This is a genomic window from Halopseudomonas sp., from assembly GCF_041579695.1.
GTDB lineage: Bacteria > Pseudomonadota > Gammaproteobacteria > Pseudomonadales > Pseudomonadaceae > Halopseudomonas.
Genome location: NZ_JBFGFI010000001.1, coordinates 160,299 through 180,420 on the forward strand (window position 1 = coordinate 160,299; position 20,122 = coordinate 180,420).

General features: G+C 59.5%; 23 protein-coding genes. 13 read left to right on the plus strand and 10 right to left on the minus strand.

Going from position 1 to position 20,122, the window contains the following annotated elements:
• Positions 1-104 precede the first annotated feature (104 nt).
• Positions 105-626, minus strand: a complete 522-nt coding sequence (locus ABYA88_RS00765; protein WP_373184529.1) for a fasciclin domain-containing protein — start codon at positions 624-626, stop codon at positions 105-107.
• A 257-nt stretch (positions 627-883) separates the two neighbouring features.
• Between ABYA88_RS00765 and desA the strand changes: the two genes are divergently transcribed.
• Positions 884-2,074, plus strand: coding sequence for a delta-9 fatty acid desaturase DesA (desA, locus tag ABYA88_RS00770; protein ID WP_373184531.1), 1,191 nt, complete (start codon positions 884-886; stop codon positions 2,072-2,074).
• Between the two features lie 103 nt (positions 2,075-2,177).
• On the plus strand, positions 2,178-3,068 hold the full coding sequence (locus tag ABYA88_RS00775) for a peptidoglycan DD-metalloendopeptidase family protein (protein WP_373184532.1): 891 nt from the start codon (positions 2,178-2,180) through the stop codon (positions 3,066-3,068).
• Between the two features lie 65 nt (positions 3,069-3,133).
• Here the strand turns inward: ABYA88_RS00775 and rpmG are convergent, their stop codons facing one another.
• The 3 genes from rpmG to radC form a co-directional block, all read right to left on the minus strand.
• Positions 3,134-3,289, minus strand: a complete 156-nt coding sequence (gene rpmG / locus ABYA88_RS00780; protein ID WP_070882577.1) for a 50S ribosomal protein L33 — start codon at positions 3,287-3,289, stop codon at positions 3,134-3,136.
• Positions 3,290-3,300: 11 nt separating this feature from the next.
• Entirely contained in the window at positions 3,301-3,537 is a 237-nt protein-coding gene (gene rpmB, locus ABYA88_RS00785) for a 50S ribosomal protein L28 (RefSeq protein WP_150276538.1), read from the minus strand.
• Between the two features lie 186 nt (positions 3,538-3,723).
• Entirely contained in the window at positions 3,724-4,398 is a 675-nt protein-coding gene (gene radC, locus ABYA88_RS00790) for a DNA repair protein RadC (RefSeq protein ID WP_373184534.1), read from the minus strand.
• A 176-nt stretch (positions 4,399-4,574) separates the two neighbouring features.
• Between radC and coaBC the strand changes: the two genes are divergently transcribed.
• Genes coaBC through ABYA88_RS00815 form a run of 5 tightly spaced genes read left to right on the plus strand, consistent with a single transcriptional unit; the run spans position 4,575 to position 10,205 of the window.
• On the plus strand, positions 4,575-5,801 hold the full coding sequence (coaBC, locus tag ABYA88_RS00795) for a bifunctional phosphopantothenoylcysteine decarboxylase/phosphopantothenate--cysteine ligase CoaBC (RefSeq protein WP_373184536.1): 1,227 nt from the start codon (positions 4,575-4,577) through the stop codon (positions 5,799-5,801).
• 11 nt (positions 5,802-5,812) lie between these two features.
• Positions 5,813-6,268 carry a dUTP diphosphatase gene (gene dut, locus ABYA88_RS00800; RefSeq protein ID WP_373184538.1) on the plus strand — a complete coding sequence of 152 codons (456 nt, stop codon included), beginning with the start codon at positions 5,813-5,815 and terminating at the stop codon, positions 6,266-6,268.
• A 37-nt stretch (positions 6,269-6,305) separates the two neighbouring features.
• Positions 6,306-8,828, plus strand: a complete 2,523-nt coding sequence (locus tag ABYA88_RS00805; RefSeq protein WP_373184540.1) for a phosphomannomutase/phosphoglucomutase — start codon at positions 6,306-6,308, stop codon at positions 8,826-8,828.
• 24 nt (positions 8,829-8,852) lie between these two features.
• Positions 8,853-9,758 carry an acetylglutamate kinase gene (gene argB, locus ABYA88_RS00810; protein ID WP_373184542.1) on the plus strand — a complete coding sequence of 302 codons (906 nt, stop codon included), beginning with the start codon at positions 8,853-8,855 and terminating at the stop codon, positions 9,756-9,758.
• Between the two features lie 3 nt (positions 9,759-9,761).
• Positions 9,762-10,205 (plus strand): acyl-CoA thioesterase, encoded by a 444-nt coding sequence (locus ABYA88_RS00815; protein WP_373184544.1) that lies wholly within the window; start codon positions 9,762-9,764, stop codon positions 10,203-10,205.
• 14 nt (positions 10,206-10,219) lie between these two features.
• On the opposite strand, the gene ABYA88_RS00820 is transcribed toward ABYA88_RS00815, so the two are convergent.
• Both ABYA88_RS00820 and pyrE read right to left on the minus strand, forming a co-directional pair.
• Positions 10,220-10,789 carry a DUF4124 domain-containing protein gene (locus ABYA88_RS00820; protein ID WP_373184546.1) on the minus strand — a complete coding sequence of 190 codons (570 nt, stop codon included), beginning with the start codon at positions 10,787-10,789 and terminating at the stop codon, positions 10,220-10,222.
• Between the two features lie 76 nt (positions 10,790-10,865).
• Positions 10,866-11,525 (minus strand): orotate phosphoribosyltransferase, encoded by a 660-nt coding sequence (gene pyrE / locus ABYA88_RS00825; protein WP_373184548.1) that lies wholly within the window; start codon positions 11,523-11,525, stop codon positions 10,866-10,868.
• A gap of 70 nt (positions 11,526-11,595) precedes the next feature.
• Between pyrE and ABYA88_RS00830 the strand changes: the two genes are divergently transcribed.
• Positions 11,596-12,375 (plus strand): exodeoxyribonuclease III, encoded by a 780-nt coding sequence (locus ABYA88_RS00830; protein WP_373184550.1) that lies wholly within the window; start codon positions 11,596-11,598, stop codon positions 12,373-12,375.
• 71 nt (positions 12,376-12,446) lie between these two features.
• Here the strand turns inward: ABYA88_RS00830 and ABYA88_RS00835 are convergent, their stop codons facing one another.
• Both ABYA88_RS00835 and rph read right to left on the minus strand, forming a co-directional pair.
• The gene (locus tag ABYA88_RS00835; protein ID WP_373184552.1) at positions 12,447-12,824 is read right to left on the minus strand and encodes a DUF4870 domain-containing protein; all 378 of its coding nucleotides are present in this window, start codon (positions 12,822-12,824) and stop codon (positions 12,447-12,449) included.
• Positions 12,825-12,876: 52 nt separating this feature from the next.
• Positions 12,877-13,596, minus strand: a complete 720-nt coding sequence (rph, locus tag ABYA88_RS00840) for a ribonuclease PH (protein ID WP_373184554.1) — start codon at positions 13,594-13,596, stop codon at positions 12,877-12,879.
• A 119-nt stretch (positions 13,597-13,715) separates the two neighbouring features.
• Here rph and ABYA88_RS00845 point away from each other — a divergent pair, with 119 nt between their 5' ends.
• Positions 13,716-14,582, plus strand: a complete 867-nt coding sequence (locus tag ABYA88_RS00845; protein WP_373184556.1) for a YicC/YloC family endoribonuclease — start codon at positions 13,716-13,718, stop codon at positions 14,580-14,582.
• 27 nt (positions 14,583-14,609) lie between these two features.
• Here ABYA88_RS00845 and ABYA88_RS00850 read toward each other — a convergent pair whose 3' ends face one another.
• A complete protein-coding gene (locus ABYA88_RS00850; protein WP_373184558.1) occupies positions 14,610-15,869 on the minus strand; it encodes a DUF2254 domain-containing protein in 1,260 nt (419 codons plus the stop codon).
• Between the two features lie 108 nt (positions 15,870-15,977).
• Here ABYA88_RS00850 and gmk point away from each other — a divergent pair, with 108 nt between their 5' ends.
• The 4 genes from gmk (at position 15,978) to ABYA88_RS00870 (ending at position 19,614) form a co-directional block, all read left to right on the plus strand.
• Positions 15,978-16,598 carry a guanylate kinase gene (gene gmk / locus ABYA88_RS00855; RefSeq protein WP_373184560.1) on the plus strand — a complete coding sequence of 207 codons (621 nt, stop codon included), beginning with the start codon at positions 15,978-15,980 and terminating at the stop codon, positions 16,596-16,598.
• A 111-nt stretch (positions 16,599-16,709) separates the two neighbouring features.
• Positions 16,710-16,967 carry a DNA-directed RNA polymerase subunit omega gene (gene rpoZ, locus ABYA88_RS00860; protein WP_150276523.1) on the plus strand — a complete coding sequence of 86 codons (258 nt, stop codon included), beginning with the start codon at positions 16,710-16,712 and terminating at the stop codon, positions 16,965-16,967.
• Positions 16,968-16,971: 4 nt separating this feature from the next.
• Positions 16,972-19,215 (plus strand): bifunctional GTP diphosphokinase/guanosine-3',5'-bis pyrophosphate 3'-pyrophosphohydrolase, encoded by a 2,244-nt coding sequence (gene spoT / locus ABYA88_RS00865; RefSeq protein ID WP_373184562.1) that lies wholly within the window; start codon positions 16,972-16,974, stop codon positions 19,213-19,215.
• Between the two features lie 18 nt (positions 19,216-19,233).
• Positions 19,234-19,614 (plus strand): RidA family protein, encoded by a 381-nt coding sequence (locus ABYA88_RS00870; protein ID WP_373184564.1) that lies wholly within the window; start codon positions 19,234-19,236, stop codon positions 19,612-19,614.
• Between the two features lie 6 nt (positions 19,615-19,620).
• Here the strand turns inward: ABYA88_RS00870 and ABYA88_RS00875 are convergent, their stop codons facing one another.
• The gene (locus ABYA88_RS00875) at positions 19,621-20,046 is read right to left on the minus strand and encodes an OsmC family protein (RefSeq protein WP_373184640.1); all 426 of its coding nucleotides are present in this window, start codon (positions 20,044-20,046) and stop codon (positions 19,621-19,623) included.
• Positions 20,047-20,122: the final 76 nt, after the last annotated feature.

The window sequence follows — 20,122 nt, forward strand, 5'->3', positions numbered from 1 at the left end:
TCAGGTTAACAAAGGCAGCTATTTTAGAACCTGCGCGGGAGCTCGTCTTGATGCGGATCAAAAAAAGGCAGACCGGAGTCTGCCTCGTATAGCCACGGCAAAGATCACATGCCCGGCATGAGCACCGCGTCGATCACGTGGATGACGCCATTGCTGGCTTCGATGTCGGTCTTGACCACATTGGCCGAATCAACCATCACGCCGTTACTGGCGTCAATCTCGATCGCGCTGCCCTGCACTGTCTCCGCGCTATCCATGGCAACCACGTCCGCCGCCATCACCTTGCCCGGAACCACATGGTAGGTCAGCACCTGCGTCAGTTTTTCCTTGTCGGCGAGAAGGGCATCAAGATCTGCCGCCGGAATCTTGCCGAAGGCCTCGTCGGTCGGGGCGAATACGGTGAACGGGCCCTCGCCTTTCAGCGTGTCGACCAGCCCGGCCGCCTGTACGGCTGCAACCAGGGTCGTGAAGCTGCCTGCAGCCACCGCGGTATCAACAATGTCTTTCTTAGCCACTTCCGAGTGATGATCAGCGTGGGCGGGCACGGCTGCGAGCATCCCGGCACCAAGTACCGCCAACATCAGATGGCGGGCAGTACGGGTAACGTTCTGAGTAAATGCAAACATGTGATCCTCCAGAGGACTGTTATGTGAGTTGCCATATTATTAGTACATGACTTGTACACTTACGTCTCCTTTGTACAACTTAAGTTACACAGTCCCGCACGGTAAACTTCCGGACAACCCCCTGATGGCCAGTAGAAGGGCCTGCCAGTCCGAAGTGACTGGCGGTCGTGTCAATCGACACGCAGCTGGTTCATAATCGGCTAGCGGCTAACCGCCGTTCCTGCTTGAAAGTTTTCTCAGAGAGGTGGATTCAATCCATGTGGTATCAAGGTTTACTCCAATTATCCGGCTGGCAGATCCTGGCCGTGATCCTGGGGCTGACGCATATCACCATCGTCAGCGTGACCGTTTATCTGCATCGCTATTCAGCGCATCGCGCCCTCGAATTGCACCCTGCGCTCAAACACTTTTTCCGTTTCTGGCTGTGGCTCACAACCAGCATGAATACACGCGAATGGACAGCGATCCATCGCAAGCACCACGCCAAATGCGAAACCCCGGAAGACCCGCACAGCCCGGTACACAAGGGGCTGACAACGGTACTGCGCAAGGGCGCCGAGCTGTACATGGCCGAAGCGCGTAACGAAGAAACGCTGCGCATCTATGGCAAGAACTGCCCGGATGACTGGGTGGAGCGCAACCTGTATTCGCGCTTCCCGCTGGCCGGCGTCACCCTGATGGCTGTTATCGACCTGGCCCTGTTCGGTGTCCTGGGTCTGACCGTCTGGGCCGTGCAGATGATGTGGATCCCGGTGTTTGCCGCAGGCGTCGTCAATGGTCTCGGCCATGCCGTGGGTTATCGCAATTTCGAGTGCCGCGACGCTGCCACCAACATCCTGCCCTGGGGCATCCTGATCGGCGGCGAAGAACTGCACAACAACCATCACACCTACCCCAACTCCGCCAAACTGTCGGTGAAGAAATGGGAATTCGACATGGGCTGGATGTGGATACGCCTGTTCAGCCTGCTGGGCCTGGCCAAGGTTCGTCGCACGGCACCCATCGCCCACCGGGTTGAAGGCAAGCAGACCCTGGATATGGATACCGCAATGGCAGTACTGAACAACCGTTTCCAGATCATGGCGCAATACCGCAAGTTGGTGATCAAGCCGCTGGTAGCGCAGGAAATGCAACGCGTTGACGACTCCGTCCGGCACCTGTTCCGCCGCGCCAAGGGTCTGCTCAGCCGCGAAAGCAGCCTGCTCGACAGTCGCAATGAAGAGAATCTGCAACAGGTACTCGATCACAGTCAGCGTCTGCGGATAATCTACGAGAAGCGCCTGGCCCTGCAGCAGATCTGGACACGCACCAGCACCAATGGTCATGACATGCTGCAGGCGCTCCGTGAATGGTGCAACCAGGCCGAGGCAAGCGGTATCAAGGCGCTGCAGGACTTCGCCGCGACACTGCGCACCTACTCGCTGCAACCGGTGCCGGTGACGCGCTGAGCCAAGCCATTGACTAACCCGCATGTGCGGCTCGCCAGAGTCCGTGCATCCGGGTAGGATTGCCCAATCTGTTACCATCACTTCACCATGAGGGTTGCAAAGGATGCGAACCTTTTTTCTGGGCCTGACGCTGCTATTGGCGAGCCCTCTGCTGTCTGCCTCTACCATCTACAAATATACTGACGCCAAAGGGGTCGTGACCTATACCGACAAGGAGGTCAAGGGCGCTAAGGTCTTCGTGTTCACCGACACCATGGTCGAGACCTTCGACAAGCAGGTATATGTCACCACCCAAAAGCACCCCGGTGGCGAGACACTGATTGTGCACAACGATCTCTATGCGCCGGTGGAAGTCGAACTGAGCATCGAGTCTGCCAAACATCTGGCCGGCGTGCCGCAGAAACCCGTGCGCTGGGTGTTGCAGCCGCGTGAGCAGATTCGACTGCTGACGCTTTCCCCCACTGGCGACGGCGCGCCGAGCTACAGCTACAAGCTGCGCCACGCGCTCGGCGACCCGCGCGCCAAGCATGCCCTGGTCGATTACCCCTTACCCTGGCAGGGCGGCCCGTACCGCGTGACCCAAGGCCCAGGCGGGCGCTACAGCCACTCCGGACCCAAGGGTCGGCATGCAATCGATGTAGCCATGCCCGAGGGCACTCCGATTGTGGCCGCCAGACCCGGCGTAGTGGTCAAGGTGGAGAACAATCAGAGCGGTCGCGGCACCCACCCCTCAGGCAACTTCGTCAGGCTGCTGCATGACGATGGCACCATGAGCGTGTACCTGCACCTCAAGCACCGCTCGGTGGTCGTCAGCGAGGGTCAGAGGGTACGCACCGGCACGCCGCTGGCGAAATCGGGCAACACCGGCAACAGCACCGGCCCTCACCTGCATTTCGTGGTCCAGAAGAACATCGGTCTGGCTACCGTCTCGATTCCGTTCGCCTTCACCCAGCCCGTCGACAGCTTGCCGAACTTTGCGGTAGGCGGCGAATAGGCTGCTGCAGGATTCACAGGCAACAAAAAACCCGCCGAGGCGGGTTTTTTGTTGCAAGCCAGATCTTACTTGATCTTGGCTTCCTTGTAGTTCACGTGCTTGCGAACCACCGGATCGAATTTCTTGATTTCGATCTTATCGGGAGTAGTACGCTTATTCTTGTCGGTAGTGTAGAAGTGACCAGTACCGGCAGAAGAAACCAAACGAATCAATTCACGCATGGGACTGCTCCTTAGACTTTTTCGCCACGACCGCGCATTTCGGCAAGCACTACATCAATCCCGCGCTTGTCGATAATACGCATGCCCTTGGTGGACGTACGAAGACGTACAAAACGCTTCTCTGACTCAACCCAGAAACGATGGTGCTGCAGGTTAGGCAGAAAACGACGTTTGGTTCTGTTGTTAGCGTGGGAAACGTTGTTCCCAGTCACTGGACCTTTACCGGTCACCTGACATACTCGAGACATGGTTAACCCTCTCCAACCACTTGCCCAACCCGAACTGGTTGGAAGCCATAAAATAATTTGTTTTCCAGCCGGGGCGAGCATCGTACAGACCTGCCAAACGAACTTGAGCAGGCGCAGCCCCGAGAAGAGCGGAGCTTTATACCAAAACACGCCCCTGCAAGCAATGACTTTTAATTTTTAATGCCTTCAGAGCAGCCCCCGCTCAGCGAATGAAACCGGCTCGCCATCACCTACCACCAGGTGGTCAAGCACGCGGATATCGACCAGCGCCAGCGCCTCCTTAAGCCGCCTTGTGAGCATCTGGTCGGCCTGACTGGGCTCGGCCACACCCGACGGGTGGTTGTGCGTGAGAATCAATGCAGCGGCGTTGCAGGCCAGGGCACGCTTGACCACTTCACGCGGATAAACACTGGCGCTGTCCAACGTGCCACGGAACAATTCCTCGAAGGTAATCACCCGGTGCTGGTTGTCCAGAAACAGGCAGGCGAATACCTCATGGGGTAAATGCGCCATGCGGCTGCGCAGATAATGTCTCACTGCGCCTGGTGAGGTCAGCGCGGTACCGCGCTTGAGGTCCTCGAACAGGTGCCGTCGACCCATTTCCATGACTGCCTGCAATTGCGCGTACTTGGCTGGCCCGAGACCGGCATGCAGACAGAAATCGGCTTGTTCGGCCTGCAGCAACGCGCGCAGACTGCCGAAGGCACCGAGTAACTTGCGGGCCAGATCAACCGCGCTGATGCCCGGCAAGCCAGTGCGCAAAAAGATGGCCAGCAGCTCGGCGTCGGAAAGTGCAGCGGCGCCCTGATTGAGGAGTTTTTCCCGGGGGCGTTCGGCCACCGGCCAGTCGGTGATGGACATGCGCAAATCCCTGCGTAAGGGCACGTACTTCCTGTTCGTGCGGTGTAAGATGAGCGATCAGTATAGGAGCTCCGACCCCGGCGGTCGAGGCAGGAGCCTGGCGGCCCGTGCTGTGTTATTTTAATCGGGTTTTTTGCTCATACAGCGCCCCGGAGGTGCAGGTGTCGGGAGTCAGCATGCAACGGTTGGTGAACAAGAGAGTGCTTCTGGGCGTCAGTGGTGGCATCGCCGCCTATAAAAGCGCCGAACTGATACGCCGGCTGCGTGATGCCGGGGCGGAAGTACGGGTGGTGATGACCCAGGCCGCCCGCGAATTCATTACTCCCCTGACGCTGCAGGCACTGTCCGGGCATCCGGTACATGGCGATCTGCTGGATCCGGCCGCAGAAGCTGCCATGGGCCATATCGAGCTGGCACGCTGGGCCGACCTCGTGCTGATAGCCCCGGCCACAGCCGACATGATGGCGCGCCTGGCCCAGGGTCGCGGCGACGATCTGCTGACCACCCTGGTGCTAGCCTCCGACGCCCCACTGGCGCTCGCCCCCGCAATGAACCAGGCGATGTGGCGGGACCAGGCTACCCAGGCCAATCTGGCGCAACTGCGTGACCGCGGCGTGCGTATCTTCGGCCCCGATGCCGGAGAACAGGCCTGCGGTGATGTGGGCCCCGGCCGCATGCTCGATCCGACCGAGATTGCACTGCTGGCCAGCGACTGTTTCGAACGCGGATTGCTCACCGGCAAACACGTGCTGATCAATGCCGGCCCCACCCGCGAGGCAATCGATCCGGTGCGCTACATATCCAACCACAGCTCGGGCAAGATGGGCTTTGCGCTGGCCGAAGCCGCGGCCGAGGCCGGCGCGCGGGTGACCCTGGTAGCCGGGCCGGTCAATCTGCCGACCCCGCCGCGGGTCAATCGAATTGATGTGATCAGTGCGCTGGACATGCATGTGGCTTGTGAAGCGGCGCTGCCGGCGGATGTCTTCATTGCCTCTGCCGCTGTAGCGGACTATCGACCGGCGGAATGCGCTCCCAGCAAGCTGAAGAAAAATCCGCAGGCGAACAATGGGCTGACGCTCGAGCTGATACCCAATCCGGATATCCTCGCCGGGATCGCCAATCATCCGCAACGCCCCTGGTGTGTCGGCTTCGCCGCCGAAACTCACGATGTGCTGGCCTATGCCGGTGACAAACTGACCCGAAAGAACCTCGATCTGATCATAGCCAACGACGTGAGTGCGCCCGGCATCGGCTTCAACAGCGATGATAATGCGGTCACGCTGATTGATCGCAACCTGCAGCAGGAACACCTGCCCCGGGCGAGCAAGCACAAGCTGGCCAGGCAGATCATCGGAATTATCGGAGCGCGCCTGGGCGCCGGCGCCGAAAACAACAACACATGACAGGAACGTCCATGCACACGCTGCAAGCCAAGATACTCGACTCCCGCCTCGGCCAGCAGTGGCCACTCCCCCATTACGCCACGCAGGGCTCGGCTGGCCTGGACCTGCGTGCCCTGCTGCAGGAACCGCTGACTCTGCAGCCGGGACAGACCGAGCTTTTGCCTACCGGTCTGGCCATCCATATAAGCGATCCCGGCCTTGCCGCAATGATCCTGCCGCGCTCTGGCCTGGGCCACAAACACGGCATCGTGCTGGGCAATCTGGTGGGCCTGATTGATTCGGATTATCAGGGCCAGCTGATGGTATCCTGCTGGAACCGCGGCGCCCGCCCTTACACTATCGAGCCCGGCGAGCGGATTGCACAGTTGATACTGGTACCGGTAGTGCAGGCACAGCTGGAAGTGGTTGATGAGTTCCCCGACAGTGAACGGGGTGTCGGCGGATTCGGTCATACAGGCAGTCGTTGAGCCAGGCTCGACGTCAACGGCAGGGAGGCAGTACCCAGTGATTAAATTGCAGACCAGGGATCCGGCAAAAACCTCGGCAGCATTCCCCAGTACGCTTGTGCCCCTGCTGATTGCGCTCACGGGCCTGGCTTTGGCAGCCGGGCTTATCTGGCTGGCGCTGTTTGCCCAGAGCAATGACCGTTACCGCGACGACATGGCCAGGACCTATGCCACCCAGCAGCTTGGGGCCCTCAACCAGGCAACGGAGCAGCTGCAGAACGACCTGGACCGGCTGGCGGCAAATCCCCAGCTTCAGGTCGCCCTGCAGCAGGGCGGCAGCACCACTGTGCAGCGCATGCTGCGCTTTTATCTTGCCGACAATCAGTCGATGCGCATCTTCGCCGTCGGCCAGGCAGAGAACGCCGCCAATGGCCAGCAGCCCCCGAGCTTTGCGGTACTCGACATGATCCGCCGCGCCGAGCGCAATATGCCGGTGCCGATGGAAGCGCATCCGGTAGATGGCACCTGGCGGCTGCATGTGGTTGCGCCCCTGCGGGTGTCCGACAATGCCCCGATTGGTGGCACCCTGGTCGCTGCCTTCGATTTGCAGCGGCTAGTGACCGCGCTTCCACCGCTGGATCCGGATGCAGGGCAGCTGCAACTGGTACAGAATTTTCCAGGAGCGCCGGCCCAGATGCTGTATCAGGCTGGCAGCGGCTTCGGCGAAGTGCTGACCCTGCCCTCGGAAAATCCGATATGGCGTATCGAGTTCCAGCCTGGTGCAGCGCTGGTCTCCAGCATGGCCAACCCCCTGCTCCTGCTCGGGTCGGCACTGCTTGCGCTGTTTGGCATAGTGGCCGGTCTGGTCTGGCTGCAGCGCAGCTGGACTGCCGATCTGAAATCCGACGCCTCGGTACTCAGCCGGCTCGCACAGGGCCACAAGGTCGCCGGGCTGCGCCTGGGCCCGCTGGCACCGGTGGCCCAGCAGATCATGCATCTGGCTTCCGGCAATGGCCGAAAACTGGGACCAAGCCCCGACCGCGAGGACCCGCCGGCGCAATCAGACAAAAAAGCATCAGCGCCGTCGCGACCGGTGCCCAGAGACACCGAAATACTCGATATCGACATCATCGATAACATTGACGATCTCGAAGACGACATGTTCGGCGCCAGCAGCACCCCTGCATCGCCGGCGATCCCGGAAGTGCCGTCGGAAATCTTTCGCGCCTATGACATCCGTGGTGTAGTCGACCGCACCCTGACAGCTGATACTGTCTACTGGCTCGGTCGCGCGATCGGCAGCGAGAGCATCGCCTGCGGTGAATCCAATATCGCAGTGGGCCGTGACGGTCGCCTGTCCGGCCCGGCGCTGGTGGAACAGCTTATCCGCGGACTGATGGAAAGCGGCTGTCAGGTGATCGACCTGGGCATGGTGCCTACACCGGTCCTCTATTACGCAACCCACACTACCCAGGCCACGTCCGGCGTCATGCTCACCGGCAGCCACAACCCGGCCGATTACAACGGCTTGAAGGTTGTCATCTCCGGCGAAACACTCGCTGACCAGCGCATCCAGGCCCTGCACCAGCGGCTCAGGGAAAACGATCTCAGCGAGGGTTCAGGGGGACGCCAGCAACTGGAGCTGCTCGACACCTACCGGCGCCAGATTGCCGAAGACGTGGTTCTGGGCCGCTCGCTGAAAGTCGTTGTCGATTGCGGAAACGGTGTTGCCGGTGTAGTTGCGCAGGCGCTGCTCGAGGACCTGGGTTGCGAGGTTGTACCGCTGTTCTGCGAGGTTGACGGCAATTTCCCGAACCATCACCCGGACCCCGGCCACCTGGAAAATCTTCAGGATCTGATTGCCGAGGTCAAGCGGACCGACGCCGATATCGGCATCGCCTTTGATGGCGACGGCGACCGCCTGGGCGTCGTCACCCGCTCTGGCGAAATGATCTATCCCGACCGACTTTTGATGCTATTCGCCGAAGACATAGTGACCCGCCACCCCGGAGCGGACATCGTGTTTGATGTAAAATGCACCCGCCGACTGCCTGCGCTGGTCAGCCGCATGGGCGGTCGCCCGGTCATGTGGAAATCCGGGCATTCAATGATCAAGGCCAAGATGATCGAAACCGGCGCGCTGCTGGGGGGCGAAATGAGCGGCCACCTGTTCTTCAAGGAGCGCTGGTATGGCTTCGACGACGGCCTGTACAGCGCCTGCCGACTGCTCGAGCTGATCTCGATCCAGCCGCCGGAAGCTGAACCTGCCAAGGACATATTCAGCAAGTACCCAGCCGGACTGGTCACGCCTGAAATCAACCTGAAGGTCGGCGAGCAGCGCAAGTTCGAGTTGATCGAGGCACTGAAAAAACAGGCCCAGTGGGGCGAGGGACGTATCACTACGCTGGATGGTATACGCGTCGATTTTCCCAATGGCTGGGGTCTGGTCCGCGCCTCGAATACCACGCCGGTACTGGTACTGCGCTTCGAGGCCGACAAACCCGAAGAGCTGGAGCGCATCCAGCAACTATTCCGCGATCAACTGGCCGGTGTGGCCGGTGATCTGCAACTGACATTCTGATCTTTCGAGGAGAGACCTGACACTATGTTGAGTCGTGATGCTGCCACCCAGGTATCCCGGGTATTGACCGAGGCGCTGCCATATATCCAGCGCTTTACCGGTAAGACCATTGTCATCAAGTACGGCGGCAATGCGATGGAAAGCGAGGAGCTGAAGAACAGCTTCGCCCGCGATATCGTCTTGATGAAGACCGTCGGGATTAATCCGGTAGTCGTCCACGGTGGCGGCCCGCAGATCGGCGATCTGCTCAAGCGCCTGAACATCGAGAGCCAGTTCGTCGACGGGATGCGCGTAACCGATACCCAGACCATGGACGTGGTGGAAATGGTGCTCGGCGGCCAAGTCAACAAGGACATCGTCAACCTGATCAACCAGCATGGCGGCAGCGCAATCGGCCTGACCGGCAAGGACGCCGGTCTGATCAAGGCGCGCAAGCTCAAGGTCACCCGTCACACCCCTGGTCTCGACAAGCCCGAAATCATCGATATCGGCCATGTCGGCGAGGTGGTTGAGGTCAATACGCGCCTGATCAACCGTCTGGTGTCCGACGACTACATCCCGGTCATTGCACCAATTGGCGTCGGTGCCGACGGCGCCTCATACAACATCAATGCCGACCTGGTGGCGGGCAAGGTTGCTGAAGCGCTGCAGGCAGAGAAACTGATGCTGTTGACCAACATTGCCGGACTGATGGACAAGGCCGGTAACGTGCTGACCGGCCTGACAACCGCCCAGGTGGACGCGCTGATTACCGACGGCACCATTTATGGCGGCATGTTGCCCAAGATCCGCTGTGCGCTGGATGCGGTGCAAGGGGGTGTCAGCAGCGCCATCATCGTCGACGGACGAGTACCCAACGCGATCCTGCTGGAGATCTTCACCGATACCGGTGTCGGCACACTGATCACCAACAACAAGCAGGACGTATAGCCGATGCAACAGGATGATTTTCGTTTCAGTCACGCCTTGCGCGTACGCTGGGCAGAAGCTGATATGCAGGGCATCGTCTTCAATGGTCATTACCTGACCTACGCCGATGTCGGTATCACCGAATATTTTCGCGCCATGGGCCAGACCTACAGCGGCGAGACGGGAGCCAACGGGAGCGATTTCTTTGCGGTGAAGACCCTGCTGGAATACCGCTCACCGGCGCGCTTTGACGATATGCTCGAGGTGCACGTGCGTATCGCTCGCCTGGGGAATTCGAGCATGCAGTTTCTGATCGGGATTTATCGCGGGGAAGAGTTGCTGGTCAATGGTGAGATTGTCTACGTGCATGCGGACCAGGCAAGCCGCAGGCCTTCATCGATTCCACAGAGTTTCCGCGAGGCAGTAGCAGCATTCGAGCGGCTGCAGCCCGAGGGCGGCCCAGCCTGATACCGGCCCTGGGTTCAGTCCTCCAGCAGCATCTCGAGCCTGGCACGGCTGACCTCGAAGCTGGCCTCGACTTCTTCGATTTCCTGTTCCTTTGCCGCGATGAACCGCTCCAGGCGCCCCGCCTCGGCATTCACCTCGGCAATTTCGTGGATCACTGATTCGTCCAAGTCGCGGCCCGAGCGCTGCTGAGCGGCTGCCTTGCTTTGCAATCCCTCGCGCTGGACCCGCAAAGCCGCGATATTGGTCCGGGTGGTGGCTATCAGGTTATCGATCTGGTCCAGCTGACGTTTTTTTGCCCGCTCCAGGTCCGGAACGCTGCTGTAAAGGCGCAACAGGGTCGTGTCTTCCTGCAATTGGCGCGCCTGTTCTGCTCGCGCAGCCCGCATCGCGCCCAGCTCTTCTGCACTGGGCGCGGCGGGAACGGTTTCCTTGACCCGACCGTGATCATCGAGCACTTCGTAACCGTGCCTGACGTACTCCGCCGGGACACGGCTATCGAGCACCGTTACCCCGTTCTCGTCGAGATAACGATACAGTTGGGCCTGGGCAGACAGCGCAACCCCGGCGAATCCGACAACGACCAAGCAAAACGACCTCAGCATAAGCAGTAACTCTTGATAGGAATCCACGACTCCGGTTACGTAGCGAAGGCCGGGTCCGTCAGGACTGCCCTGCCTTGATACCATACTCCGCGCGATAGGCTTCTACCGCCGGCAAGTGGTGGCGCAACTCCGCATCCTCTTCGAGAAAGCTCAGTACCTGCGCCAGGGAAACAATACTCACAACCGGGATACCAAAGTCGCGTTCGACTTCCTGAATCGCAGACAACTCACCCTGCCCGCGCTCCTGACGATCCAGTGCGATCATCACCGCAGCAGGTGTAGCACCCGCCGCCTGGATGATCTGCATCACCTCGCGCACCGCAGTGCCCGCAGTTATCACATCGTCAATAATCAGTACCCGTCCTTCAAGCGGCGCGCCTACCAGGCTCCCACCTTCGCCATGATCCTTGGCTTCCTTGCGGTTGAAGCAGTATGGCACATCGCGATCAAAGCTATCAGCCAACGCCACCGCTGTCACGGCCGCCAGCGGAATACCCTTGTAGGCGGGGCCAAAAATCACGTCCACATCATCGATCGTGCTGTGTACAAAGGCCTGGGCATAGAAACGCCCCAGCCGACTGAGCGCCGAACCGGTATTGAACAGACCGGCATTGAAGAAGTACGGGCTCTTGCGACCGGATTTCAGCGTAAACTCACCAAATCTAAGGACCTCGCGATCCAGGGCAAAACGTATGAACTCGCGCTGATATTCGTGCATCCGGTTCCTCTTCTTAACAAAAAAATGCTGGCTCGGTTATCATACACTTTCGATTTTGGGGGAGCCATGTATGCGAATCATCAGTCTGAACGTCAACGGCATCGAGGCAGCGGCAGCCCGGGGCCTGTTCGACTGGCTGCGCACACAGGATGCCGACGTCATCTGCCTGCAGGATATCCGCGTGACCGCGCCGGAACTTGAGCAGGATCCCTACTGGCTGGATGGCTACTGGCAGTATTGCTTCGAGGCCGAGGTTCCCAGCCAGGGCGGGGTCGCCATCTACACCCGAACCGCGCCGAAGGCCATCATCATGGGCCTTGATTTCGAACTGGCGGACCGCTACGGGCGCTACATTCAGGCTGACTTCGACAAGGTGAGCATCGGCTGTCTGCTGCTGCCTTCCGGCCGTGGAGGTGATGCCGAGCTGAATCAGAAATTCAAGTTCATGAACGACTTTACCGGCTATCTGAACAAGCAGCGCCGCAAGCGTCGTGAATTCATCTACTGCGGCTCGCTGTATACCTCGCACCTCAAGCTCGACGTGAAGAACTGGCGCGATTGCCAGAATGAGCCAGGCTTCATGGCGCCCGAGCGCGCCTGGATGGACGAGATATTCGGCAACCTGGGTTATGTCGATTCACTGCGCGAAGTGACCCGTGAGGCGGAACTGTACAGCTGGTGGCCGGATAGCGAACAGGCAGAAAACCTCAATCTTGGCCTGCGCTTCGATTACCAGATCCTGACTTCCGGCCTGCGCCGCTTCGTCAAGAATGCGCGCATACCGCGCAATGCCCGCTTCTCACAGCACGCTCCGGTGATCATCGATTATGACTGGACCTTGAGTATCTGACCGGGCTTCAAGCCTACAGATGATCCGCAGCTCCGCGGCGAAGCTTTTCAGCTCGCCGCGTGAAGCTTGCCCTACTTGATGATCCGCCAGCAGAACGGATAGCGGTAGGCCTGCCCCTCGTTGGCCTTGATCGCGGCAATAATCATCAGAATAACGGCGCCGATGATCACTACCCAGATCAGCAGAAAGCCGATGACAATAATCATCAACAGCACGCAGACCAGTCCCGCCAGGGCCACGCTGATCTGGAAGTTCAGCGCCTCCTTGCCCTGATCATCGATAAAGGGGTCCTGATCCTTTTTCAACTGCCATACCAGCAAGGGCCCGATCAGGCTGCCGAAGGGTATCAGGCAACCGAGAAAGCCCGACAGATGAGCGATCATCGCCCATTTGCGCGCTTCCGGACCCGGCTTGCCAGCCTCTGCGATGGGCTGGGTTTGATCTGTCATCTTCTGCTACTCCTTATTCCATCAAAGAATCTGCTGGCCAACCTGGTCGGTCTCAGTCTTCCAGCGCTGCCAGCTGCATGGTGAACAGCTGGTCCACACCCTTTCTAGCCAACGCCAGCATGGCATTCAGCTCGTCCGGGCTGAAGGGTGAGCCTTCAGCGGTGCCCTGCACTTCGATAAAGCCGCCCTTGTCGGTCACTACCACGTTCAGATCGGTTTCCGCTGCCGAGTCTTCAAGATAGTCCAGATCGAGCACTGGCACACCCTGATAGATGCCCACCGAGATCGCCGAGATCATCTGCACTTCGGGTATCTTCTTGATCGCGCCGCGCTGCTTCATCACTCGCAGAGCGTCGACCAGCGCCACGCAGGCACCAGTGATCGAGGCAGTACGAGTACCGCCGTCGGCCTGGATCACATCGCAATCGATGTAGAGGGTATTTTCGCCCAGGCTTTTGAGATCCACCGCTGCACGCAAAGAACGGCCGATCAGACGCTGGATTTCCAGGGTACGACCACCCTGCTTGCCGCGGCTGGCCTCACGCTGCATGCGCGAACCGGTGGAGCGCGGCAGCATGCCGTATTCGGCGGTTACCCAGCCCTGGCCCGAGCCACGCAGAAAACGTGGCACGCCGGATTCGACACTGACAGTGCAGATGACCTTGGTATCGCCGAACTCGACCAGTACCGACCCCTCGGCATGCTTGGTGTAATGGCGGGTCAGGGTTACCTGACGCATTTGATCGGCTTCGCGGCCACTGGGTCGTTGCATGTTGGAATCCTTGTACTGCGGGTATGTGTTCACGGATTATACGGGTCAAGCCGAGCGGGCGACACCTGTGACTCCACCGGAGTAGAATGTGGCTTCGACTAGGACCAGGAGACAACCCGATGGTTTACAGCATGACCGCTTTCTCACGCTGCGAGCTGAGTACCGATCAAGGCAACCTGGCCTGGGAGATCCGCTCGGTTAATCATCGCTACCTGGAACCCACGCTGCGCCTGCCGGAAAGCTTTCGTTCCCTGGAAGGGCCGTTGCGCGAGCGCCTGCGCAAGGAATTTGCGCGCGGCAAGCTGGAGGTCACCCTGCGCTTCAATCCGGCGCCAGCCAGCGAAAGCACGCTGCAGGTCAATCAACCGCTGGTTGACGAGCTGCTGGCCGCGGCCAAACGCATCAGCCGCCAGATGGACAGCCCGTTCAAGGTAAATCCGCTGGAAGTACTCGCCTGGCCCGGCGTGCTCGCCGGCACCCGGCAGGACGACGACCAGCTGATCCGCCAGGCAAGCGAACTGTTCGAGGACGCTGTCTTGGCGCTGAAGGCCCAACGCGCACGCGAAGGCAGCGAACTGAAGAAGTTACTGGAGGAGCGTCTTGTAGCAATAAGCGAGAGGGTCGCCAGCCTTCGCGAAATGATGCCGGGACTGCTCGGCGCCCACCGGCAGAAGCTGATCGACCGCTTCAACGAAGCCAGGCTCGAACTGGATACCACCCGCATTGAGCAGGAACTGGTCCTGCTCGCGCAGAAAATGGACGTTGCCGAAGAGCTCGACCGGCTGGACACCCACGTCGCCGAAGCACGCCATGTACTAGCCGGCAGCCAGGCCATGGGCCGCAGACTGGACTTCCTGATGCAGGAGTTCAACCGCGAAGCCAACACGCTTGGCTCCAAGGCGATCGACAGCCGCAGCACCCAGGCAGCGGTGGATCTCAAGGTCTATATTGAGCAGATGCGCGAGCAGGTGCAGAACATCGAATAGTACTAACGGGGGCCGTCAGGCTCCCGGCTAGCCCGCCACCAGATTTCGCAGACGCTGGCGATCCTCTTCCAGCGCCATGGCAACGTCGGTGTGACGGAGCGCATATTGCGCCTGCACCCGGGCGCATCTGGCCAGGTGTTCGCCCTGTCCGGCCAGCAGCAATAGACCCTTGTGCAATCTCATCTGCACTTCGAGCAGGCTTGCCCCATCTCGGGCAATCGGCGCAAATATGTCATCGAAAAGATCATTTAGCTCAAGCGCTGGAACATGTACCCGTAGGTAAATGGGGGCGGCCTGCATCTCGGCAACATTCTCCTCGGAATAATAGGAAAGAATCCTGACGGCTCGCCCGAGCACATCGATGGCGGTCCCCGGATCATTGACCGCAGGCGACAGCGCACGCGACGCAATTTCTGCAAGCACGGAGAGGCCAAAGCGTGGGTCCTGCTCGAATGACCGGTCATTGCCGAGAGTAAATGCATTCCGAATGGCTTCATCCGCCTTATCCGCGTCCTCTCCCCGCACTCCCTCAACCCAGGCCAACGCGCGCGGCTGACTGACAAAAGCCCCAGGCAAGCACTCAACCCAGATTGTCCAATCGTTTTTCTCGGCCAGCCTGGATAACTCGGCCATATCCAGGTGCTGTATCACCCCTGTAGAGCGGGCATGAACTGGCCAGGCAGAATCTGCCAGTGAAGACTGATCTCCTTTTATCGTTACACCACCCAATCCCGGATTGCATATGCGTTCCTTCAATGCGTCCAGCGTGACTGTCTCGACCCTTCCGGTTGTGTCGCCTACGCGGCCAAAATGCGACAAATGCTCAATCCATCGCAAAATCGTCATCACGATAAGCAGGAGAACCACCAGGGTTACCAGAAACAGGATAGCCCGGCCGCTATCGTCGTAGGCACCGGTACTCAGCGCAGTGATTCCCACCAGGCTGAACAGGAAAGTGCCAATGAAGGTGCCGAGAACATTCTGAGTCGTCGTGTCCTGCATCAGGAGGCGAGTGGCTCGGGGAGTGGCGTTATTCGTCGCGGCCGCATAAGCCATGACCATCACGCTAAGCGAAAAGGTGGTCACCGCGAGCATGCTTGAGGCGAGGATATTCAGGATGTTACCGACAGCGTTCTCGCCCAGTCCGAGGTCAATCTGGAAAGGTAGCCTGCCCTGCAACGCCGCAGCGCCCAATGCAGCACCGACCCCGAGCAAAGCAAACAATGCCGCCCGCACCCACAGCGTGCGCGTCAACTGCAGAACCAACCACTGCCATTTCGAAATCATCTCTGCTCCTCTCGTAGACCCGTCCGCTTCGCCGCATGACGGCACGGTCGAATATCCCTATAATCAACTCCAACATTCTAGTTGTTAATTTGCAGGACATCCTGACCAATGACCCATGCCACCGGCACCCTTTATATCATTTCCGCTCCGTCCGGTGCCGGCAAGACCAGCCTGGTCAAGGCACTGCTCGAACAGACAGACAACCTGCGGGTCTCCGTCTCGCACACGACCCGAGCCATGCGTCCAGGCGAAATCGATGGCGTGAATTACCACTTTACTTCACGCGAGGCCTTTGTGTCCCGGGTGGCAGATGCTGATTTCCTCGAGCACGCCGAAGTGTTCGGCAATCTCTATGGCACGTCCCAGAGCACCGTCGAGAGAACCTTGGCGCAAGGTAACGACCTGATCCTGGAGATCGACTGGCAGGGCGCCCAGCAGGTGCGCCGGGCAATGCCGGATGCGCGCTCGATTTTCATTCTCCCGCCTTCACGCGCCACACTGCGTGAGCGCCTGACCACGCGCGGCCAGGACGAGGAAAGCGTCATCGACGGGCGCATGGCGCTGGCTGTCGACGAGATCAGTCACTATGTCGAATATGACTATCTGGTGATCAACGACGATTTCAATACGGCGCTTGATGACCTCAAATCCATTCTGCGCAGCGCCCGGCTGAACGTTTCCCGCCAGGTAGAACGTTATCAGGCCCTGTTAACGGCGCTTGTGTCGTAGATCTTGTCAATCTTCTTGTCATAGCAGTGGCCAATTCAGTACACTGCATGGTCCTGCGTTCCTTTCCTGGGCGCCTCTCGTTTTGATCGTCAAGCCGTTCCGGAGTACACCATGGCCCGCGTTACTGTTGAAGACTGCCTGGAAAATGTAGAAAACCGTTTTGAGCTGGTCATGCTGGCCACCAAGCGTTCGCGCCTGCTTGCCACTGGCGGCAAGGAACCCAAGGTCGCGTGGGAGAATGACAAACCCACAGTGGTTGCACTGCGGGAAATTGCAGCAGGTCTGATTTCCAACGAGATACTGGCGCAGGAAGCGATTCAGGATCAGCAGGAGCCGCTGTACTCGATGGAATCCGACCTCGAGGAGTAACCCCTTGGGCCGCTCGATGTCAGGCCAGAGCCGCACGCCCGCGACGGGCGTGGAAGTAGCATCCGAGCAGGTCCGGGAGGGTCTGGTTGCCAGCCCCGAGAGCGGATCGCTGGCAATCGAAGCATTTGCCGAGCGACTCACCAGTTACCTCGAGCCGGACCAGATCAACCTGGTCCGGCGCGCCTATTACTATGCCGAGCAGGCCCACGACGGCCAGACGCGACGCAGTGGCGAAGCCTATGTCACGCACCCCCTCGCAGTAGCCCATATTCTTGCCGACATGCACATGGACCATCAAAGCCTGATGGCCGCCATGCTGCATGATGTGATCGAAGATACCGGCATTCCCAAGGAAGCCCTGGTTACCCAGTTTGGCGAAACCGTGGCCGAGCTGGTCGATGGCGTCAGCAAGCTGACCCAGATGCCGTTCGAGACCAAGGCCGAGGCCCAGGCAGAGAATTTCCAGAAGATGGCCCTGGCGATGGCTCGCGATATCCGCGTGATCCTGGTCAAGCTGGCCGACCGCCTGCACAACATGCGCACCCTGGGCGCCCTGGTGGCGGAAAAGCGTCGGCGGATCGCCAAGGAAACCTTGGAGATCTACGCGCCGATCGCCAATCGCCTGGGTATGCACAGCCTGAGTACCGAATTCGAGGATCTGGGTTTCAAGGCCATGCACCCCATGCGCTCGGACCTGATCCATCGCGCCGTGCGAGCTGCCCGCGGCAACCGCAAGGAACTGCTGAACAAGATTCTCGACTCCCTGCAGAATTGCCTGGAGCGCGAAGGCCTGCCGGGCAAGGTCATGGGCCGGGAAAAACACCTGTTCGGCATCTATCAGAAGATGCGCGGCAAGCGTAAGGCCTTCCACGAGATCATGGATGTCTACGCATTCCGCATCATTGTCGACAAACCCGATACCTGCTACCGCGTGCTGGGGGCAATTCACAGCCTGTACAAACCCTTCCCGGGACGCTTCAAGGACTACATCGCCATTCCCAAGGCGAACGGCTACCAGTCCCTGCACACCACATTGTTCGGCATGCATGGCGTGCCCATCGAGATCCAGATCCGCACCGAGGAAATGGAAGAGATGGCCAACAACGGGATCGCCGCGCACTGGGTCTACAAGTCCAAGGATGAGGTGATCAACGGCCACCACGCGCGCACCCGCCAGTGGCTCAAGGGCGTGCTCGAGCTGCAGCAGAATGCCGGCAACTCACTGGAATTCATCGAGAACGTGAAGATCGACCTGTTCCCGGACGAGGTCTATATCTTTACGCCCAAGGGTCGGATCATGGAGCTGCCCAAGGGCTCCACGCCGGTCGATTTTGCCTATGCCGTGCATACCGATGTGGGCAACAGCTGCATCGCCTGCCGGGTCAATCGCCGCCTGGCGCCGCTGTCCGAGCCGCTAGAGAGCGGTCAGACTGTGGAAGTGATCAGCGCGCCTGGTGCCCGGCCGAACCCGGCCTGGCTGAGTTTTGTGATCACCGGCAAGGCGCGCAGCAATATCCGGCATTTTCTCAAGCACCAGCGCCATTCCGAGTCCATTGCTCTGGGCGAGCGCCTGCTGGACAAGGTCCTGGCGAGTTTCGACACCAACCTGGCAGCGATTCCCGAGAGCAACGTCAAGCAGGTGCTCAAGGACTGCAAGATGGAGCTGATGGAAGATCTGCTGGCGGATATCGGTCTGGGCAATCGCATGGCCTATGTAGTCGGTCGTCGCCTGCTGGCCAACGAAACCGCGGCAGACCCGGAGACGAAGAAGCGGTCGGTTGCCGAGCCCGCAGCCAACGCGGAGAAACCCCTGGCCATTCGCGGCACCGAGGGCCTGGTCGTCAGCTTCGCCCGTTGCTGCAATCCGATTCCTGGCGACCCGATTGTCGGCTACCTGTCATCTGGCAAGGGTATGGTGATTCACCAGGAAAACTGCAGCAACCTGGCCGAAAATCGCCATAGCAACGAGAAGACCCTGCATCTGACCTGGGACAAGGACGTCAGCGGCGAATTCACCGTGGAACTCAAGGTCGAGCTGGAAAACGAACGTGGCATCATCGCTCAGTTGGCCACCGGTATAACCATGGCCGACGCCAGCATCGACAAGATCAGCGTCGACGAGCGCGATGGCCGCGTCAGTGTCGTCCAGCTGGTAGTCCGGGTCCGCGACCGCCTGCACCTCTCACAACTGATCAAGCGCATACGGGCCCTGAGTGGCGTGATGCGCATCACCCGTCTGAAAAACTGATCCGACTCCGGAGATTCAATGAACAAGCAAGTCATTACCAGTGACCAGGCACCTGCTGCCATTGGCCCTTATTCGCAGGCCATCAAGGTAGGCAATACCGTATACCTGTCGGGCCAGATCCCGCTGAACCCGGAGACCATGGAAGTAGTCGAGGGGATGGAACAACAGATTTGCCGGGTGTTCGACAACCTGACCGCTGTCGCCGAAGCTGCTGGCGGCACGCTGCAGGACATCGTCAAGCTGAACATTTTCCTCACCGACCTGGGCCACTTCAGCCTGGTCAATGAAGTCATGGCTCGCTATTTCAAACAACCCTATCCGGCACGTGCTGCCATTGGCGTAGCGTCCTTGCCCAAGGGCGTGCCGGTAGAGATGGACGGCATAATGGTGGTCAGCTGAGAATTCTCAGCTTTCCAGTACCGCATCAAGGGTAATGTTTGCTTTCAGCAGCTTGGAAATCGGACAGCCCATCTTGGCCTTGTTGGCAATCTCTTCAAACTGCCCATTGGCGATACCCGGGATGCGCGCACGCATTTCCAGGTGCACCGCGGTCACAGCAAAACCGTCGTCCTGCTTTTCCAGCGTCACGGTAGCTTGGGTGTCGATCGCCTCAGGCGTGAAGCCCTCTTCGCCCAGCAGCATGGAGAAGGCCATCGAGAAACATCCGGCATGCGCCGCCCCGATCAGTTCCTCGGGGTTGGTGCCCGCACCGTCTTCAAAACGCGTATTGAAACCATAGGGTTGCTTGTCCAGCGCCCCACTCTCGCTGGAAATAGTGCCTTTGCCCTGCTTCAGATCGCCTTCCCAGTGTGCCGAGGCTGTCTTGTTGATCTTCATCGATTGCTCTCCTGTCTGTCGGTGCGTACCGGTACATCCGTATGCCGCACCCGGTTGATTTACAGCTATT

Bases quoted from the DNA above. Each gene is read 5' to 3' on its own strand.
- ABYA88_RS00830 (WP_373184550.1), top strand. From the start codon at position 11,596: ATGCGAATCATCAGTCTGAACGTCAACGGCATCGAGGCAGCGGCAGCC.
- ABYA88_RS00845 (WP_373184556.1), top strand. From the start codon at position 13,716: ATGGTTTACAGCATGACCGCTTTCTCACGCTGCGAGCTGAGTACCGAT.
- ABYA88_RS00765 (WP_373184529.1), bottom strand. From the start codon at position 626: ATGTTTGCATTTACTCAGAACGTTACCCGTACTGCCCGCCATCTGATG.
- rpmG (WP_070882577.1), bottom strand. From the start codon at position 3,289: ATGCGTGAATTGATTCGTTTGGTTTCTTCTGCCGGTACTGGTCACTTC.
- dut (WP_373184538.1), top strand. From the start codon at position 5,813: ATGCACACGCTGCAAGCCAAGATACTCGACTCCCGCCTCGGCCAGCAG.
- coaBC (WP_373184536.1), top strand. From the start codon at position 4,575: ATGCAACGGTTGGTGAACAAGAGAGTGCTTCTGGGCGTCAGTGGTGGC.
- ABYA88_RS00775 (WP_373184532.1), top strand. From the start codon at position 2,178: ATGCGAACCTTTTTTCTGGGCCTGACGCTGCTATTGGCGAGCCCTCTG.
- ABYA88_RS00835 (WP_373184552.1), bottom strand. From the start codon at position 12,824: ATGACAGATCAAACCCAGCCCATCGCAGAGGCTGGCAAGCCGGGTCCG.
- gmk (WP_373184560.1), top strand. From the start codon at position 15,978: ATGACCCATGCCACCGGCACCCTTTATATCATTTCCGCTCCGTCCGGT.
- ABYA88_RS00815 (WP_373184544.1), top strand. From the start codon at position 9,762: ATGCAACAGGATGATTTTCGTTTCAGTCACGCCTTGCGCGTACGCTGG.
- ABYA88_RS00850 (WP_373184558.1), bottom strand. From the start codon at position 15,869: ATGATTTCGAAATGGCAGTGGTTGGTTCTGCAGTTGACGCGCACGCTG.
- desA (WP_373184531.1), top strand. From the start codon at position 884: ATGTGGTATCAAGGTTTACTCCAATTATCCGGCTGGCAGATCCTGGCC.
- rpoZ (WP_150276523.1), top strand. From the start codon at position 16,710: ATGGCCCGCGTTACTGTTGAAGACTGCCTGGAAAATGTAGAAAACCGT.
- rpmB (WP_150276538.1), bottom strand. From the start codon at position 3,537: ATGTCTCGAGTATGTCAGGTGACCGGTAAAGGTCCAGTGACTGGGAAC.
- pyrE (WP_373184548.1), bottom strand. From the start codon at position 11,525: ATGCACGAATATCAGCGCGAGTTCATACGTTTTGCCCTGGATCGCGAG.
- radC (WP_373184534.1), bottom strand. From the start codon at position 4,398: ATGTCCATCACCGACTGGCCGGTGGCCGAACGCCCCCGGGAAAAACTC.
- ABYA88_RS00870 (WP_373184564.1), top strand. From the start codon at position 19,234: ATGAACAAGCAAGTCATTACCAGTGACCAGGCACCTGCTGCCATTGGC.
- argB (WP_373184542.1), top strand. From the start codon at position 8,853: ATGTTGAGTCGTGATGCTGCCACCCAGGTATCCCGGGTATTGACCGAG.
- rph (WP_373184554.1), bottom strand. From the start codon at position 13,596: ATGCAACGACCCAGTGGCCGCGAAGCCGATCAAATGCGTCAGGTAACC.